This window comes from Mesorhizobium sp. M0923, from assembly GCF_040319365.1.
Taxonomy (GTDB): domain Bacteria; phylum Pseudomonadota; class Alphaproteobacteria; order Rhizobiales; family Rhizobiaceae; genus Mesorhizobium.
In genome coordinates this window covers 230,508-247,729 of sequence record NZ_JAMYNW010000008.1, presented here as the reverse complement: position 1 = coordinate 247,729, position 17,222 = coordinate 230,508, and the positions used below count along the sequence as shown (strand labels likewise).

20 protein-coding genes are annotated in these 17,222 nt (G+C 62.7%); 18 read left to right on the top strand and 2 right to left on the bottom strand.

From position 1 onward, the window contains the following. Positions 1–37 precede the first annotated feature (37 nt). The 10 genes from nrdR to NKH89_RS16535 all read left to right on the top strand — a co-directional run bounded on the left by nrdR (position 38) and on the right by NKH89_RS16535 (position 8,634). Positions 38–547: a transcriptional regulator NrdR gene (gene nrdR / locus NKH89_RS16580; RefSeq protein ID WP_023717275.1), complete on the top strand. Its 510-nt coding sequence runs from the start codon at positions 38–40 to the stop codon at positions 545–547. Positions 548–549: 2 nt separating this feature from the next. Next, entirely contained in the window at positions 550–1,680 is a 1,131-nt protein-coding gene (gene ribD / locus NKH89_RS16575; protein WP_023717276.1) for a bifunctional diaminohydroxyphosphoribosylaminopyrimidine deaminase/5-amino-6-(5-phosphoribosylamino)uracil reductase RibD, read from the top strand. 30 nt (positions 1,681–1,710) lie between these two features. Then, positions 1,711–2,328 carry a riboflavin synthase gene (locus NKH89_RS16570; RefSeq protein ID WP_023717277.1) on the top strand — a complete coding sequence of 206 codons (618 nt, stop codon included), beginning with the start codon at positions 1,711–1,713 and terminating at the stop codon, positions 2,326–2,328. 130 nt (positions 2,329–2,458) lie between these two features. Continuing rightward, positions 2,459–2,953 (top strand): 6,7-dimethyl-8-ribityllumazine synthase, encoded by a 495-nt coding sequence (gene ribH, locus NKH89_RS16565; RefSeq protein ID WP_023717278.1) that lies wholly within the window; start codon positions 2,459–2,461, stop codon positions 2,951–2,953. After that, a complete protein-coding gene (nusB, locus tag NKH89_RS16560; protein WP_023717279.1) occupies positions 2,950–3,450 on the top strand; it encodes a transcription antitermination factor NusB in 501 nt (166 codons plus the stop codon). The genes ribH and nusB overlap by 4 nt, the downstream gene beginning before the upstream one ends. Then, a complete protein-coding gene (locus NKH89_RS16555) occupies positions 3,447–4,664 on the top strand; it encodes an MFS transporter (protein WP_352909332.1) in 1,218 nt (405 codons plus the stop codon). The genes nusB and NKH89_RS16555 overlap by 4 nt, the downstream gene beginning before the upstream one ends. Positions 4,665–4,823: 159 nt before the next feature. Continuing rightward, a complete protein-coding gene (gene osmF / locus NKH89_RS16550) occupies positions 4,824–5,735 on the top strand; it encodes a glycine betaine ABC transporter substrate-binding protein OsmF (RefSeq protein WP_352640062.1) in 912 nt (303 codons plus the stop codon). Positions 5,736–5,777: 42 nt separating this feature from the next. Continuing rightward, complete coding sequence (locus NKH89_RS16545; RefSeq protein WP_031193490.1) at positions 5,778–6,944, top strand: ABC transporter permease; 1,167 nt, start codon at positions 5,778–5,780, stop codon at positions 6,942–6,944. Positions 6,945–6,949: 5 nt separating this feature from the next. Next, positions 6,950–7,888: an ABC transporter ATP-binding protein gene (locus tag NKH89_RS16540; RefSeq protein ID WP_352481228.1), complete on the top strand. Its 939-nt coding sequence runs from the start codon at positions 6,950–6,952 to the stop codon at positions 7,886–7,888. Next, positions 7,885–8,634, top strand: coding sequence for an ABC transporter permease (locus NKH89_RS16535; RefSeq protein WP_352481227.1), 750 nt, complete (start codon positions 7,885–7,887; stop codon positions 8,632–8,634). The genes NKH89_RS16540 and NKH89_RS16535 overlap by 4 nt, the downstream gene beginning before the upstream one ends. A gap of 25 nt (positions 8,635–8,659) precedes the next feature. Here NKH89_RS16535 and NKH89_RS16530 read toward each other — a convergent pair whose 3' ends face one another. Further along, entirely contained in the window at positions 8,660–8,893 is a 234-nt protein-coding gene (locus NKH89_RS16530) for a hypothetical protein (protein ID WP_352481226.1), read from the bottom strand. Positions 8,894–8,972: 79 nt separating this feature from the next. On the opposite strand from NKH89_RS16530, the gene NKH89_RS16525 reads away from it, so the two are divergent. Both NKH89_RS16525 and NKH89_RS16520 read left to right on the top strand, forming a co-directional pair. Further along, positions 8,973–9,473: a DUF2165 family protein gene (locus NKH89_RS16525; RefSeq protein WP_352481225.1), complete on the top strand. Its 501-nt coding sequence runs from the start codon at positions 8,973–8,975 to the stop codon at positions 9,471–9,473. Between the two features lie 253 nt (positions 9,474–9,726). Continuing rightward, the gene (locus tag NKH89_RS16520; RefSeq protein WP_023717286.1) at positions 9,727–11,868 is read left to right on the top strand and encodes a sodium-translocating pyrophosphatase; all 2,142 of its coding nucleotides are present in this window, start codon (positions 9,727–9,729) and stop codon (positions 11,866–11,868) included. Between the two features lie 121 nt (positions 11,869–11,989). On the opposite strand, the gene NKH89_RS16515 is transcribed toward NKH89_RS16520, so the two are convergent. After that, a complete protein-coding gene (locus NKH89_RS16515; protein ID WP_023717287.1) occupies positions 11,990–12,523 on the bottom strand; it encodes an outer membrane protein assembly factor BamE in 534 nt (177 codons plus the stop codon). Positions 12,524–12,637: 114 nt separating this feature from the next. Here NKH89_RS16515 and NKH89_RS16510 point away from each other — a divergent pair, with 114 nt between their 5' ends. The 6 genes from NKH89_RS16510 (at position 12,638) to NKH89_RS16485 (ending at position 17,158) form a co-directional block, all read left to right on the top strand. Further along, on the top strand, positions 12,638–13,195 hold the full coding sequence (locus tag NKH89_RS16510; RefSeq protein ID WP_023717288.1) for a ubiquinol-cytochrome C chaperone family protein: 558 nt from the start codon (positions 12,638–12,640) through the stop codon (positions 13,193–13,195). A gap of 22 nt (positions 13,196–13,217) precedes the next feature. Continuing rightward, positions 13,218–13,766, top strand: a complete 549-nt coding sequence (locus NKH89_RS16505) for a YceD family protein (protein WP_352909330.1) — start codon at positions 13,218–13,220, stop codon at positions 13,764–13,766. 123 nt (positions 13,767–13,889) lie between these two features. Further along, positions 13,890–14,960: a phosphate acyltransferase PlsX gene (gene plsX / locus NKH89_RS16500; protein ID WP_352481224.1), complete on the top strand. Its 1,071-nt coding sequence runs from the start codon at positions 13,890–13,892 to the stop codon at positions 14,958–14,960. A gap of 9 nt (positions 14,961–14,969) precedes the next feature. Continuing rightward, positions 14,970–15,941 carry a beta-ketoacyl-ACP synthase III gene (locus tag NKH89_RS16495; protein WP_023717291.1) on the top strand — a complete coding sequence of 324 codons (972 nt, stop codon included), beginning with the start codon at positions 14,970–14,972 and terminating at the stop codon, positions 15,939–15,941. Positions 15,942–16,045: 104 nt separating this feature from the next. Then, entirely contained in the window at positions 16,046–16,369 is a 324-nt protein-coding gene (locus NKH89_RS16490; protein WP_023717292.1) for an integration host factor subunit alpha, read from the top strand. A 246-nt stretch (positions 16,370–16,615) separates the two neighbouring features. After that, positions 16,616–17,158: a MerR family transcriptional regulator gene (locus tag NKH89_RS16485; RefSeq protein WP_352481223.1), complete on the top strand. Its 543-nt coding sequence runs from the start codon at positions 16,616–16,618 to the stop codon at positions 17,156–17,158. The last annotated feature ends 64 nt before the right edge of the window (positions 17,159–17,222 follow it).

Sequence of the window (17,222 nt, the reverse complement as noted above, 5' to 3'; positions counted from 1 at the left end):
CTTTCGCTCCACGAGAATCGCGAACCGAAGGCTCTCCATGCGCTGTCCCTACTGCCAGTCCGAAGATACGCAGGTGAAGGATTCGCGCCCCGCCGAAGACGGCGCGGCGATCCGCAGGCGGCGCGTCTGCCCGGATTGCGGCGGCCGCTTCACCACTTTCGAGCGCGTCCAATTGCGCGATCTCGTCGTGGTGAAGAAGTCGGGACGCAAGGTGCCGTTCGACCGCGACAAGCTGCTGCGCTCGGTCGAGATTGCGGTACGCAAGCGTAACGTCGACCCGGAGCGCATCGACCGCGCGGTGACCGGCATAGTGCGCCAGCTGGAAAGCTCGGGCGAGACCGAGGTCGCCTCCGGCGAAGTCGGCCGGCTGGTCATGGAGGCGCTTAAGTCGCTCGACGATGTCGCCTATGTGCGCTTTGCCTCCGTCTACCGCAATTTCCGCGAGGCCAAGGATTTCCACGACGTGTTGGGCGAGCTCAAAGGCGACGAGCTCAAAAGTGACGAGCCCAGGGGCCGAGAGCTGAAGAGCGAAGAGGACGCCGGCTGAGCATGGCAGGGTCCGAGCGCAGCACGGCGAAGCAAGAGGTCCTCGATCGCCGCTATATGGCGGCAGCCCTCAGGCTGTCGCGCAAAAATGCCGGCCGGACGTCGACCAATCCTTCCGTCGGCACGCTCATCGTACGCGATGACGGCGACGGGCCAATGATCGTCGGCAGCGGCGTCACGGCCGTCGGCGGCCGGCCGCATGCCGAAACCGAGGCGCTGGCCGAGGCCGGTGAGCTGGCGCAAGGCGCCACCGCCTATGTAACGCTGGAGCCTTGCGCCCATCACGGCCGCACGCCGCCTTGCGCCAATGCGCTGGTCAGCGCCGGCGTGGCGCGGGTGGTTGGCGCTGCCAGCGATCCGGACCCGCGTGTTTCCGGCAAGGGCTACGCCATCTTGCGTGCCGCGGGCGTCGAGGTGATGGAAAAAGTGCTGGCGGCCAAGGCCGCGGAGCAGATGGCCGGCTATTTGATTCGATCTCTGAAAAAACGCCCGGAAGTGATTCTAAAGCTTGCGCTTTCGAGCGACAATAAGATCGGCGTGAAAGGCGAGGGGCAGGTCTCCATTACCGGCGATATCGCGCGGCGCGAAGTCTATCTGATGCGCGCCGAAGCGGACGGCATATTGATCGGCATCGGCACCGCGCTGGAGGACGATCCGGCGCTGACGGTGCGGCTGCCGGGACTTGAGAACCGTTCGCCGGCGCGCATCGTGCTCGACCGCCAGATCAGGCTGCCGGAGACCTCGAAGCTGGTTTCCGGCGTCGACCGGGTCCCGCTCTATGTCGCCGCGTGTGCCGAGGCCGATCCACGTCGGCGGGCCGCGCTCGAACGCACCGGAGTGCGCTTCATCGGCACTGAGACGTATGAAGGCGATATTGCGCTGCCGGAACTGCTCGAGGATCTGGCGGCGCTGGGCATGGCGAGCGTGCTGGTCGAGGGCGGCGCCAAGGTGGCCAAGGCGTTCCTCGACGAACAACTCGTCGATCGCATCGTGCTGTTTCAGGGGCCGGATGCGATCGGCGAGGACGGCATTGCATCGCCGATAGATGCCAACCATATCCCGCCGGGATTTCGCAAATTGCGCGACATGCGTTTCGGCGAAGACACATATGCCGAATGGACAAGAGACATTTAGGACCGAACTGATGTTCACTGGGCCAAAGTAATGTTCACTGGAATCGTCACCGATGTCGGCACCGTCGCCGCCGTGAAGCCGCTCAGGGAAGGCGTCGGTTTGCGCATCGACACCGCCTACGATCCGCAGACCATTGCCATTGGCGCTTCAATTTCGTGCGGCGGCGTCTGCCTGACGGTAACGGGATTGCCGGAAGACGGCGCGAACGCACGCTGGTTCGAAGTCGAGGCCTGGGAAGAAGCACTCAGGCTGACGACCGCGATGGGCTGGAAAACCGGCGCGCGCATCAACCTGGAGCGGGCGCTGAAGATCGGCGACGAGCTTGGCGGCCATATCGTGTCAGGCCATGTCGACGGAATGGCCGAGATCGTGGCCCGCAAGGAAGAGGGTGACGCCGTTCGCTTTACCCTGGAAGCACCGCGCGAGCTTGCCAAATTCATCGCCCCCAAGGGTTCCGTCGCGCTCGACGGCACTTCGCTCACCGTCAACAAGGTCGAAGGCACCCGCTTCGACGTGCTATTGATCCACCACTCGCTGACGGTCACCACCTGGGGCGAACGCCAGGTCGGCGACCGCGTCAACCTCGAGATCGACACCATGGCCCGCTACGCGGCGCGACTGGTGGAGGCGGCCAAAGAGGGACTTTGAGGCGATCGCCCATAAAGTCCATTCCCTGATGCGGCCGCCACCGGGTTGGCCTTGAACGTTCCTTCAGCAATCTTCCGCTTGCGATCAAACCGGCTTCGGCCTAAGTCACCGGCGATCCCCGGAGACATCTATGGCTGGCACATCCCAACACGGCAAAGCGTTCATCCGTCCGAAGAAGAAGGCCCACCTTCTTGTCATCGAGGCGCGCTTTCACGACGACCTTGCGGACGCGTTGCTCGAAGGCGCGACCAGCGCGCTCGACGAAGCGGGCGCGACATACGATGTCGTCACCGTTCCGGGCTCGCTCGAAATCCCGGCGGTGATTTCCTTCGCGCTCGACGGTGCTTCCGAAGGCGGGACGAGCTATGACGGTTTCGTCGCCCTCGGCACGGTGGTCCGCGGCGACACCTATCATTTCGATATCGTCGCCAATGAATCCAGCCGTGCCCTAATGGACCTGTCCGTGCAGGATTCAGTCTGCATCGGCAATGGCATCCTGACCACCGAAAACGACGAACAGGCCTGGACACGGGCCAGGCGCTCCGAAGGCGACAAGGGCGGCTTTGCGGCGCGTGCGGCGCTGACTATGATCGCCCTAAAGGAACAATTGGGAGAGCGAACGTGAGCGAACCCGCTTCGCCCGGCCAGCCTGCGGTTCGCCATGCCAACAAGCGCGGTGCTGCCCGCCTGGCGGCTGTGCAGGCGCTCTACCAGATGGATGTCGCCGGCAGCGGCGTGTTTGAGATCACCGCCGAATACGAGGCGTTCAGGCTCGGCAAGGAAGTCGACGGCGCGCTCTATCGCGAGGCCGATGCGCAATGGTTTCGCGCCATTCTTGCCGGCGTTGTCGAGCACCAGAAGACCATCGATCCGATTATCCGCCAGGCGCTGACCGAGGACTGGCCGCTGTCGAGGCTCGATTCGACGTTGCGCGCCATATTGCGTGCCGGCGTCTACGAATTGATGAAACGCGAGGACGTGCCGGTGGCGGTCATCGTCTCCGAATATGTCGACATCGCCAAGGCATTTTACGAAGAAGACGAGCCGAAACTGGTCAATGCGGTGCTTGATCGCGTGTCGCGCCGCGTGCGTGGCGAGGGCCGCGGCAAGGACGCCTCATGACTGCTATCGTCGTCGTTGAGGCCGGCAAGGAAGCGCGTCGCACCGCTTTCATCCTCGCAGCCTCGCAGGCGATCATCGGTTCGGCGGCACCCATCGCCATTTCCATGGGCGGACTGGCCGGGCAGTACCTCCTCGAAGCCGACAAGTCGCTGGCAACCGCGCCGATCACCGGCTTCAATGTCGGCGTGGCGCTCGGTTCCCTGCCGGCCGCGGCGATCATCCGCCGGCTCGGCCAGCGCGACGGCTTCATGACCGGCACTGCGGTCACAGCGCTTGGCGGGCTGGTCGCTACGTTGGCGCTGTTTCATGCCAGCTTCTGGCTGTTCGCTTTCGGCCTTGCCGTGATCGGGATCGGCGGTGCCTTTGTCCAGCAATTCCGCTTTGCCGCCGCCGACAATGCTCCGCCTGAATTCAAGGCGCGCGCCATCTCCTTCGTGCTGGCCGGCGGCATCGTCACCGCCATACTTGGGCCGCAGATCGTCATTTTCACCGGCGACCTGTTCTCGCCGGTGAAGTTTGCCGGCTCGTTTGCGTCCATCCTGGTGCTGGCGGCGGTTGGCGCCGCCATCCTCTCTTTATTGAGCATCCCAGCCAAGGCAACCGAGAAGGTGGAAATCGCCGACAGCGACGCCCGGCCGCTCTTAGAAATCGTCACCAGGCCGCGCTTCGTCGCGGCGCTGTTTTGCGCCATCGGCAGCTACGCGCTGATGAGCTTCGTCATGACCGGCGCGCCACTGGCCATGGTCGGCTGCGGCCTTTCGACCGACGACGCCACGCTCGGCATTTCCTGGCATGTGATGGCGATGTTCGCGCCGAGCTTCTTCACGGGGTCGCTGATTTATCGTTTTGGCGCGGAGCGGATCGTGGCCATCGGCCTGGTGCTGCTCATTGGCTGCGGTATAGTCGCGCTGTCGGGGTTGGCACTGTGGCAGTTCTGGACAACGCTGATCCTGCTCGGCCTCGGCTGGAACTTCAGCTTCATCGGCGCCACCGCCATGGTGGCTGACAGCTACCAGCCATCCGAAAAAGGCAAGGTCCAGGGGTTCCACGATTTCGTCCTGTTCGGCTCCGTCGCCTTCGCCTCGCTGATGTCGGGCGCAGTCTACAATGCCTGGGGCTGGGAGATGCTGAACTGGATGATTTTTCCGGTCGTCGCGCTGTGCTTCGTGGCACTGGGCGTGTTGAAGATGACGGGCTTGCGTGCGGCCAGCTGACGCCACGCTGTCGGGACGAGACAACAGCGGATTCACCCAAATCCGAACAAAATTATTGCGTCCATCACCCTTCTTATGAAACCGTGTACCCCGACGGGGCATCGAAGCCATGCTCATATGCGGCAGCCATATTCCGGTTCACAGCAAGGGATTTGTGAGATGTTTTCAATCAAGGTTCTGGCCGGCACCGTGCTGGCGCTCGGCATCACGGTGGCCTCGGCGAGTGCCCAGGTGGTGGTGTCGTCGAAGATCGACACCGAGGGCGGCGTGCTCGGCAACATCATCCAGCTGGTGCTGAACGCCAATAATATCCAGACCACCGACCGCATCCAACTCGGCGGCACGCCTGTGGTACGCAAGGCAATTACGGCCGGCGAGATCGACATCTATCCGGAATACACCGGCAACGCCGCATTCTTCTTCGAGAAGGCCGACGATCCGGTGTGGAAGGATGCCGCTAAGGCCTACGAGACTGCCAAGAAGCTCGATTACGACGCCAACAAGATCGTCTGGCTGTCCCCGTCACCGGCTAACAACTCCTGGGCGATCGCCCTGCGTAAGGAGGTCGCCGATACCAACAAGCTCGTCACCCTTTCCGACTTCGGCAAATATGTCTCGGGCGGCGGCAAGGTGGTGCTGGCGGCGTCCGCCGAGTTCGTCAATTCGGCGGCCGCGCTGCCCGCTTTCCAGAAGACCTATGGCTTTACGCTGAAGCCGGACCAGTTGATCACGCTGTCGGGCGGCGATACGGCGGCGACCATTGCCGCTGCGGCCAACCAGACCAACGGCGCCAACGCGGCCATGGTCTACGGCACCGACGGCGGCATCGCGCCCTCCGGCCTCGTCGTGCTTGAGGACGACAAGGGTGTGCAGCCGGTCTACCAGCCGGCGCCGATCATCCGCGAGGCGGTGCTGAAGGAGCACCCGGAAATCGAGACGCTGCTGAAGCCGGTCTTCGCCAAGCTCGATCTCGTCACGCTGCAGGAGTTGAATGGCCGCGTCCAGGTTGGCGGCGAACCGGTCAAGGGCGTCGCCGAAGGCTTTTTGAAAAAGAACGGCTTCCTCAAGTAAGGCGATTCCGGCGCGCCGCTTTCGAGGTGCGCGGATCGGCCGATGGGGGAGGGCGTGCGCATCCGGTTTGACAAGCTCGGCGTGGTTATCGCGGCGATATCGGCCTATGCGGCTTTTGCGGCACCATTCGCCACGTTCCGCGCCAATCGCATCGTACCCGGCGAGGCGCGCTCGATCCTCGAATCTTTGCCTGCGGCGGTCGGTCCGCTATTGATGGCGATTGTTGTCGCAGCGGCGCTCATTGCATTGCTGAAAACGCCGCTTGCTCTGCGCCTCGCCGCCAGTGTGGTTCCACTTGCAGCGCTGGCGCTGCTGATCGGCGTTGCCGGCAGCTTCCTGACGCCCGCCGGCAACACCTTCGCCCGTATCTCGCCGGCTTCGGGCTTCTGGCTGTTTATCTTCGCCTTCACGCTTCTGCTCGCCGACGTGCTTACAAGGCTGAACCTGTCGCCGCAGGCACGCGTCGGCGTGCTTGTTGTCGCCGCAGCGGCGATCGGCCTGCTGCTGGTCTCGGGGAGCTGGAACAGCCTGTCGATCCTCAAGGAATATTTCAATCGCGCCGATAGTTTTTGGGCGGAAGGCTCCAAGCACGTGACGCTGGCGCTGGGTTCGCTGGCGGCAGCAGTGATTATCGGCCTGCCGCTCGGCATCCTCTGCCACCGCGTCGAGAAATTGCGGGCCGGCGTGCTCAACGTGCTGAACATCATTCAGACCATTCCTTCGATCGCGCTGTTCGGCCTCTTGATAGCACCGCTCGGCTGGGTCGCTTCGCATGTGCCGGGTGCTGCCGCGCTCGGCATTCGCGGCATCGGCACGGCGCCGGCTTTCGTCGCCCTGTTCCTCTATTCACTGCTGCCGGTGGTGGCCAACACCGTGGTCGGCCTTGCCGGTGTGCCGCGTGCCGCCAACGACGCAGCGCGCGGCATGGGCATGACCGACCGCCAGCGGCTGTTCGGCGTCGAGTTTCCGCTGGCTTTCCCGGTGATCCTCACCGGCATTCGCATCGTGCTGGTGCAGAATATCGGCCTCGCCACCATTGCCGCGCTGATCGGCGGCGGCGGCTTTGGCGTATTCGTATTCCAGGGAGTCGGCCAGACGGCGATGGACCTGGTGCTGCTCGGTGCCGTGCCGACGGTGGCGCTGGCCTTCGCCGCCGCCATCATCCTCGATGCAGTGATCGAAATGAGCGCCAGCAAGCGCAGGGTTTAAACGGCATGATCGAGATCGAAGGCATCACCAAGCGCTACGGCGAGACGACAGTGGTCGACGACGTGTCGATAGTAATCGAGCCGCGCAGCATCGCCGTCATCGTCGGCACCTCCGGCTCCGGCAAGACGACGCTGCTTCGCATGATCAACCGGCTGGTCGAGCCGACATCGGGCGTGATCAAGCTCGACGGCGTCGACAACCGCTCGGTGCCTGATTATGAGCTGCGTCGCAGCATCGGCTATGCCATCCAGGGCCACGGTCTGTTTCCGCATCGCACGGTGGCACAGAACATCGCCACTGTGCCGGTATTGCTCGGCTGGGACGCCAACCGCATCAAAGCCCGCGTCGACGAGCTGATGACGCTATATCAGCTCGACCCGCAAGCCTACGGGCCACGCTATCCGCATGAGCTTTCCGGCGGCCAGCAGCAGCGCGTCGGCGTCGCCCGGGCGCTTGCCGCGGAACCCAACGTGCTGTTGATGGATGAGCCGTTCGGCGCGCTCGATCCAATCATCCGCAACAAGGCGCAGGAGGATCTGCTGGCGATCCAGAAGCGCTTCGGCACCACCATCATCCTAGTCACCCATGACATGGAAGAGGCCGTTCACATGGGCGACAAGATCGCGGTGATGGACGGCGGCAAAGTAGTGCAATATGCCGCGCCGGCCGAGATACTGGCGAAACCGGCCAGCGCGTTTGTCGAGACCCTGGTTGGCGCCAGCGAAAAACCGTTCCGGCTGTTATCGCTTGGCCGGGTGCGCGACGCGGTGGAAAAAGGCACGGCCGAAGGCGAGGCGATCCCCGGTGATGCCAGCCAACGCGACGCGTTGGCCGAACTCCTGTGGTCGGGCCGCCCGGCACTGCCGGTGAAAGATACTGATGGCAAATCGCTTGGCCGCGTCACTGTGGATGGACTGGTTAAACGCGCGGCGAGGCCGGCATGAAAGCCTGGCTTCCATCACTGCTCAGGCTTGCCCTGGTGGTGCTGCTTATTGCCTTCGTCACCAATCCCGGCTGGTTCGAACCGCTGCTGAAGCCGCTGACAGAGAACAACGCGCCGGTAATCTACAATCAGGGCAGCCTTTTGACGTTGACGCTGCTGCATCTGCAGACCGTCCTGATCGCAACGGTTGCCGCGACGATCGTTGCGGTCGCGCTCGCCATTCTGGTCACCAGGCCAGCCGGCGCCGAATTCCTGCCGCTGTCGCGCAGCCTGGTCAATATCGGCCAGACCTTTCCGCCGGTGGCGGTGCTGGCGCTTGCCGTGCCGGCCGTCGGCTTCGGCGAAAAGCCGACGCTGATTGCGTTGTTTCTCTATGGCCTGCTGCCGATCTTCGAGAACGCGCTGACCGGCCTGACGACGCTGCCGGCCAATGTCGTCGAGGCGGCGCGTGGCGCCGGCATGACCGGCTGGCAAAGGCTGGTCAAGGTCGAACTGCCGCTCAGCGCGCCGATCATCCTCGGCGGTATCCGGCTGTCGGTGGTGATCAGCCTCGCCACCGCGACCATCGGCTCGACAGTGGCGGCGAGGACATTGGGCGAGGTGATCATCGCCGGCCTGCTGTCGAACAACCTCGCCTTCATCCTGCAGGGCGGCCTGATCGTCGCCGCCCTTGCCGTGCTGATCTATGACGGGCTGTCGGCGATCGAGCGCTACACGGGCCGGCGCATGGGGCGCGAGGTGGAGTAGCCCCTCGGGGCAAAGTTCGCTTCTTTCAAAGGCCACTCGAACGCGCCGGATGATCGAGCGTCAGTTCGAGCGTGGTGCCCGTCTCGCTGGCGATCCAGCGGCGGCGGATGATGGCGAAATCGTGCTGTGTGCCGGCTCTAACCACAGAGACTAAGTCGCCCACCGCGCAATAGCTGTCCAGATCGAGGGTTTCGAGAATCGCGGCAATGTCTTGCTTCCCGGCATAATGTCTCGCGACAGTCGTGAGCACTATGATCACTGGTCCCCCCGTTGCGCGATCTTCGGGATTCGGCGATTGATGAGTGCGATGCCCCGATCTTTCAGCAGGAGTTCTTGCCATGACCGCGCGTTTCTCCAAGATCATCATGTGTTTGTGTCTGGCGGCTTTCGCCTTCCTTGTCGCCTTCGGCAACATCACCGATTACGGCTCAAACTTCGCCTTTGTCCAGCATGTGCTGAGCATGGACACGACCTTTCCTGGCAACGCCCTGATGTACCGCTCGATCACCAACCCGTCGCTGTGGACGGCGGGCTACTGGCTGATCATCATTGGCGAGGCGCTGACCTGCTTGCTCTACCTAGTCGCCGCCTGGCGACTCTGGCAGGCGCGCAACGCCAGCGGACAGGCATTCAACGATGCCAAGAAGTTCGCCATCATAGCCGCCACCATGGGTTTCCTCGTTTGGTATTTCGGCTTCATGGTCGTTGGCGGCGAGTGGTTTGCCATGTGGCAGTCTTCGACATGGAATGGTCAGGAGGCGGCGTTCAAATTCTACATGACAATGCTGGTGGTGCTGATCTTCGTCGTCCAGCCGGACGGCGACCCGCGCAAAGTTTGACGGCCGTTCGCCGATTTCAATCGATCTAATCGGATGGCAGTGTCGAAAGGCGCGCTGCCGTCCAGCCTTTTGGATGAAACCCGGGATGTTTTGAGCGAAAACCGGACAAAAACCGAACAATATCTTGACGTTCCGAGCCCTGTTTCGCATAAGCCGCTGCGAAGGGACGGATTCCGGTTGCGGAAAATTCGTCCCCTGTCTCAACGGCCCGGGGAGGGGTTCTTTTGGGCCACCAATCGAGGAAAATTCGGCAATGACCATACTTTCAGCTGTCATCGCCTGCGGTCTGCTTTCAGTCCTTTACGCCATCTGGGCGACACGTTCGGTCCTCGCGGCCGATCAGGGCAATGCACGCATGCAGGAAATTTCCGCGGCCATCCGCGAAGGCGCGCAAGCCTATCTGGCGCGCCAGTACACCACAATCGCCATCGTCGGCGTCGTGGTCCTGCTGCTCGCCTGGTGGCTGCTTTCGATCACCGCCGCCATCGGCTTCCTGATCGGCGCCGTTCTATCGGGCGCCGCTGGATTCATCGGCATGCACGTCTCGGTGCGCGCCAATGTGCGCACCGCGCAGGCGGCTTCCAACAGCCTCGCTGCCGGCCTCGAGATCGCCTTCAAGTCTGGGGCTATCACTGGCATGCTGGTTGCTGGCCTGGCCCTGCTTGGCGTCTCGATCTATTACCTGATCCTGACCCAGTTCATGGGCCTTCAGCCCGATGACCGTGTCGTCATCGACTCGTTGGTTTCGCTTGGCTTCGGCGCCTCGCTGATTTCGATCTTCGCTCGTCTCGGCGGCGGCATCTTCACCAAGGGCGCCGACGTCGGCGGCGATCTCGTCGGCAAGGTTGAAGCCGGCATTCCCGAAGACGATCCACGCAATCCGGCCACCATCGCCGACAATGTCGGCGACAATGTCGGCGATTGCGCCGGCATGGCCGCCGATCTGTTCGAGACCTATGCGGTGACCGTGGTCGCCACCATGGTCCTTGCCGCCATCTTTTTCGGTGGCACCGCCGTTCTCGGCGCGACCATGCTCTATCCGCTGGCCATCTGCGGCGCCTGCATTCTCACCTCGATCGCCGGCACCTTCTTCGTCAAGCTCGGTTCCAGCGGCTCGATCATGGGCGCTCTCTACAAGGGCCTGATCGTCACCGGCCTGCTGTCAATTGTCGGCCTTGCCGTCGCCACTTCGGCATGCATCGGCTGGGGTGAGATCGGCACCGTCGCCGGCATGGCCATCACCGGCACGAACCTGTTCATCTGCGGCCTGGTCGGCCTTGTGGTGACAGGCCTCATCGTGGTGATCACCGAATATTATACCGGCACCAACAAGCGTCCGGTGAACTCCATCGCCCAGGCCTCGGTCACCGGTCACGGCACCAACGTCATCCAGGGCCTGGCGGTCTCGCTCGAAGCGACGGCGTTGCCGGCGATCGTCATCGTCGGCGGCATCATCTCGACATACCAGCTCGCCGGCCTCTACGGCACGGCGATCGCGGTGACGACGATGCTTGGCCTCGCCGGCATGATCGTCGCGCTCGATGCCTTCGGCCCAGTCACCGACAATGCCGGCGGCATTGCCGAAATGGCCGGCCTGCCCAAGGAAGTGCGCCAGTCCACCGACGCGCTCGACGCTGTCGGCAACACCACCAAAGCGGTAACCAAGGGCTACGCCATCGGGTCGGCCGGCCTCGGCGCGCTGGTGCTGTTTGCGGCCTACTCTAACGACCTGAAGTTCTTTGCCGCCAATAGCGACAAATACCCCTACTTCCAGGGCATGGGCGACGTCTCCTTCGACCTCTCCAATCCTTATGTCGTCGCCGGCCTGATCTTCGGCGGCCTGATCCCGTATCTGTTCGGCGGCATCGCCATGACCGCCGTCGGCCGCGCCGCCGGTGCTATCGTCGAGGAGGTGCGCAAGCAGTTCCGCGAGGATCCGGGCATCATGGCCGGCACCTCGAAGCCGAACTATGCGCGCGCCGTCGACCTTCTGACCAAGGCAGCGATCCGGGAGATGATCGTTCCATCACTGCTGCCGGTGCTGGCGCCGCTGGTGGTCTATTTCGGTGTCCTCCTGATCTCCGGTTCGAAGGCATCCGCCTTTGCCGCGCTCGGCGCCTCGCTGCTCGGCGTCATCGTCAACGGCCTTTTCGTTGCCATCTCGATGACCTCCGGCGGCGGTGCCTGGGACAACGCCAAGAAGTCGTTCGAAGATGGTTTCGTCGACAAGGACGGCCTCAAGCACCTCAAGGGCTCCGAAGCACACAAGGCCTCTGTGACCGGCGACACGGTCGGCGATCCCTATAAGGATACTGCTGGGCCGGCGGTCAACCCGGCGATCAAGATCACGAACATCGTCGCGCTGCTGCTATTGGCCGTGCTCGCGCACGGCTAAGCTCGGTCGCCACGGCTCAAGACAAAAACCCGCGGGATCGCTCCCGCGGGTTTTCATTGCCTGAGATGTGCCGCCGCTTACAGGGAAGCGAAAAGAAAAGAAGCCGACACCGTCGAGTGGATCAGGTGCCGCCGAGCGTACTGCCGCCGCTGGCGCCCGGAACACCAGGCGTCAGCTTGCTGGCGCCACTGATGATCTGGCTGAGGAAGTTCTGGTCCTTGCCGCCGGTCGGCGTGGTGCGCGAGATGAAGTCGAACACCTTGCCGTCCTTCAGGCCGTAATTGGCGATCTGGGTGACGCGCCCGTCATCGCCAAAATAGACCGCCAGCACATGCTGGTCGACTAGCCGCGGCTTGTCGAAGGCGACATAGCGCTTGCGCGTCTGCGAAATGTAATAAAAGGCCTCGTTGTCGAAGGTCGCCTTCGTCGAGGGAGTGCCGAGCGCCAGCAGCACCTGTTCGCGGCTCGAGCCGACCGGCACCAGGTCGATCGCCTGCTGGTCGATGACGTAGCCCTGCGTCAGCGTCTCGCTCGGATTGAGATCGCCGATCATCTTGGACGAATTGCAGGCGGAAAGCGCCGCAGCGATCACCAGCAGCGAAACCGCACCGGCGGGCCTAGGCAGGAAAGTCGACTTGAATTTCAGCGCGCGCAACTACAACTCCATAAGCTGGCCGCAACTTGCGCTGGGCCGCAAAACCGGTAAACCAGCTTGCTTGCCGATGCAACAAGGCCACTTCAACAAACGGTCCCGGGAGACCACCCTCAAATGTTCCAGCGCCTCTTTGGCCGCGAACGTCACGCCAACCGCGCCATCACCGAGGCGCTTTACGCACAAATCGTGGCGGCGGCGCGGCAACCGGTGTTTTATTCCGCCTGGAACGTGCCGGACACGCCGCTCGGCCGCTTCGAGATGCTGTCGTTGCACATGTTCCTGTTCCAGCACCGGTTGCGCGGCGAGGGCGGTGCTGCGGCAGAGGTTGCGCAGGTGCTGATCGACGAGTTCTTCATGGATGTCGAACATTCGTTGCGGGAATTGGGCATTGGCGACGTCGGCGTGCCGAAGCGAATGCGGAAACTGGCGAAGATGTTCTATGGCCGTACCGCCGCCTATGACGATGCGCTGAAACGAAATGACCATGATGCGCTTGCCGCCGCCCTTTCCCGCAATGTCAGGCCGGATGCCGGCGCCTGGCCGCAAGCGTCGCAACTGGCACTCTATGCCGCCGATGCATCAAGGCAACTCACGCAACAGCCGACCGAATCGATCGTTTCCGGCACGGTGGCATTTCCAGTGGCCAACTCTGAGCGAAGGCAGGCCGAATGAAGGCGGCGAAGTGGAGGCGAAGATGAAACATCCTGATACCCACAGCCCAGTGTCATTCCTGGCAAATGTCGCCCGGATGCCGCAAAAAGGGCTGCCGGTGGTGATCGATGCCGACGCCGGGCAGCGCGCCATACTGGCCGTCGAGCATGAGCTGCTTTCGGTCGAGAACTATCGCGCCGAACTTCTGATCGAGCCGTGGAAGCGCAATGGGGTGAAAGTCAGCGGCCATGTCGAGGCCGATATAACGCAGGCCTGCATCATCACTCTCGACCCGGTCGAGGCGCATATCGACGAGCCGGTCGAGGCGCTGTTCCTGCCGGAACAATCCAAGCTCGGGCGGCAAGGTTTCGACGGTGGCGGTGAGATCCTGCTCGACGCCGAAGGGCCGGACAGCCCGGAAACCTTTTCCGGCGACGCGATCGACGTCGGGGCGCTTGCCGAACAGTTCTTTGGCTTGGCGATCGATCCCTATCCGCGCAAGCCGGGTGTGTCGCTGGAGGCCGCCGGCGATGCCGAGCCTGTGGAGAATGAATTCCAGCAAAAGCTCAGATCACTGCTGGGAAAATCCTGATGGCTGACCCAATTTGAGAAAAGTTGGTTGTGCGGCAGCCCAAAACCGTTATTTTCGCCGAACCTTCGCGAGCCCCGTACCTTGGCAAGCCCGCTGGCCAAGCAACCGTGAGATGAACACCGCGTGATCAGGATTTCCATCGATGCCATGGGCGGCGATCACGGGCCAAGCGTGGTCATCCCGGCGCTCATGACTGTCGCCACCCGCCGTCCGGACATACGCTTCGTCATCTATGGGCGCGAAGAAGCGGTAAGGCCTGAACTCGCCAAATTCCCCAAGCTAGCGGAGGTGAGCGAGTTCATCCACTGCGAGATCGCAGTCCGGATGGACGACAAGCCGAGCCAGGCACTGCGCCATGGCCGCTGGAAGTCATCGATGTGGAAAGCCGTCGAAGCGGTCAAGGCAGGCACGGCGGACGCCTGCATCTCGGCTGGCAATACCGGCGCACTGATGGCGATGTCCAGATTCTGCCTTCGCACCATGGCGACCATCGACCGCCCGGCGATTGCGGCGCTCTGGCCGACATTGCGCGGCGAAAGCGTGGTGCTGGACGTCGGCGCAACCATCGGTGCGGATGCGCATCAACTGGTTGATTTTGCCATTCTGGGTACCGGCATGGCGCGCTCGGTTTTCGGCATCGAACGGCCGAGCGTCGGCCTGCTCAATGTCGGCGTCGAGGAGATCAAGGGTCAGGAGGAGGTCAAGGAAGCAGGCCGTATGCTGCGCGAGGCCAACATGGCCTCGATGAACTACCATGGCTTTGTCGAGGGTGACGACATCGGCAAGGGCAGTGTCGACGTCGTCGTTACCGAAGGATTTGCCGGCAATATCGCGCTCAAGACGGCGGAAGGCACGGTCAGGCAGATCGCCGGCTACCTGCGCGCCGCGATGAACCGGACACTGATGGCCAGGATCGGCTATATCTTCGCCAAGACCGCCTTCGATCGCCTGCGCGAGAAGATGGATGTCGGCCGCTCCAATGGCGGCGTCTTCCTGGGATTGAACGGCATCGTGGTGAAAAGCCATGGCGGGGCTGATTCGGATGGCTTCGCTGCGGCGATCGAGCTCGGCTACGACATGGTGCGCAACAATCTGCTTGACCGCATCGAGGCCGATCTCGACCTGTTCCATGCCCGCAATCCGAATGCCCAGACAATCCGGAAATCCGACGTCGTCATCGACGCAAAGGAATAGGAAAGAGCATTGATCAGATCAGTCGTGCGCGGCACGGGCGCCGCGCTGCCCCGCCGCATTATGAAGAATGCCGATTTTGAAGGCATGGTCGAGACCTCGGACGAATGGATCGTCCAGCGCACCGGTATTCGCCAGCGCCACATTGCGGCCGACGACGAGACGACGGCCTCTCTGGGTGAGGCGGCAGCGCGCGCAGCCCTCGACAGCGCCGGCCTGACGGCTGACGACATCGACCTGATCGTGCTGGCGACCTCGACGCCCAACAACACCTTTCCCGCGACCGCAGTCGAGATCCAGAACCGGCTCGGCATGCACCACGGTTTTGCCTTCGACCTGCAGGCGGTCTGCTCGGGTTTTGTCTATGCGGTGACGACCGCCGACCTCTATATCCGCGGCGGCTTGGCCAGACGGGTGCTGGTGATCGGCTCGGAAACGTTTTCGCGCATTCTCGACTGGAACGACCGCTCGACCTGCGTTTTGTTCGGCGACGGCGCCGGCGCGATAGTGCTGGAAGCAGGCACGGGGGCAGGCGGCATCGCCGACCGAGGCGTTCTGGCGGCCAGCCTGCGCTCCGACGGCATCCACAAGGACAAGCTTTTTGTCGACGGTGGGCCGTCGACTACCGGAACGGTCGGGCACCTCAGGATGGAAGGCCGCGAAGTGTTCAAGCATGCGGTCGGCATGATCACCGACGTCATCGAGGCGACGTTCGCACAGGCCGGCATCAGCGCCGCTGATCTCGACTGGTTCGTGCCGCATCAAGCCAATAAACGAATTATTGATGCTTCGGCCAAAAAGCTCGGGATAGAGGAGCGGAAGGTGGTGGTGACCGTCGATTTGCACGGTAACACATCGGCTGCTTCCGTGCCGCTGGCACTATCCGCGGCCGTCGCCGACGGCCGCATCAAAAAGGGTGACCTGGTGCTGCTTGAGGCGATGGGCGGCGGCTTCACCTGGGGCGCCGTCCTGCTGCGTTGGTAAGTGCCGAACTAACGGGTTCGGGTCCTTGACCTTGACGGATCAATTACTTAGGTTCTGCCGTTGCTTGTATCGATTTTATTTTTTGAGCTGATGGGACGGTTCGTATGGGGGGAAAGACACTTACGCGCGCCGACCTCGCCGAAGCCGTTTACCGCAAGGTTGGGCTGTCGCGTACTGAATCGGCCGAGCTTGTCGAGGCGGTGCTGAATGAGATCTGCGAGGCGATCGTTCGCGGTGAGACGGTGAAACTGTCGTCCTTCGCGACCTTCCATGTCCGTTCCAAGAACGAACGCATCGGGCGCAATCCCAAGACCGGTGAGGAAGTGCCGATCCTGCCGCGCCGGGTGATGACCTTCAAGTCATCGAACGTGCTGAAGAACCGCATCCTGCGCTCCCATCAAAACAGCAAGGCCAAGGGCAGCAAGTAGATTCCCGATCTCCCTTGCCGAGAATCCATGCTTCAGGCTTCGGTTGAAAAACGAAGCCTGCTTTTACGCCGGGCTTGAATATTGTTTCATAAACCGCTGAAATAAGATGCGATTCGGCAGGCCGGATCGGTATTTGGGTGTGATCCGCCCCGGTGGACGGAAAAGCTGCTCTCTTTGTTTTACCGTGATGTTGCCCAAAACCGGTCCCCGCCTTTCGCGATCATGCTCTAGCGTGAGGATTCGCCCATGGACAAGAGCCCCGATGCTTTCCGCACCATCAGCGAGGTCGCGGAGGATCTGGATTTGCCGCAGCACGTGCTGCGCTTCTGGGAGACGCGTTTCAACCAGATCAAGCCGATGAAGCGCGGCGGCGGCCGCCGCTACTACCGGCCGCAGGACGTCGAGCTGATCAAGGGCATTCGCCACATGCTCTACGATCAGGGCTATACGATCAAGGGCGTACAAAAGCTGTTGCGCGAGAACGGCAACCAGTTTTTGATCGCCGTCGGCAATGGCGACATGGCGGCGGTCGAGGCGATCTCGCAGCGCCGGCAGGCTGACGCGGTACCGCTGACGCCAGCGGCGCAGCCGCGCGGCCCCGACGACGAGATGCTGGTCGGCCAACCGAGGGTGAAACCCAGCCGTCGTTTTTTCGGCATCGGCAAGAGCGACGAGGAAGGCCCGGTTCCGCCGGACACGTCAAAACTTTCCCGTGATAATCGCGCATTGCTGCAGGAGGCGCTGTTCGACCTGCTCGAATGCAAGCGCCTGCTCGATCAGGTTCGCTAAAGCCCGCCGGGGCTGACCGGAACGGTCTTCGGGGTCATGCGTTAGGCTTCCTTCTGCAGATGAA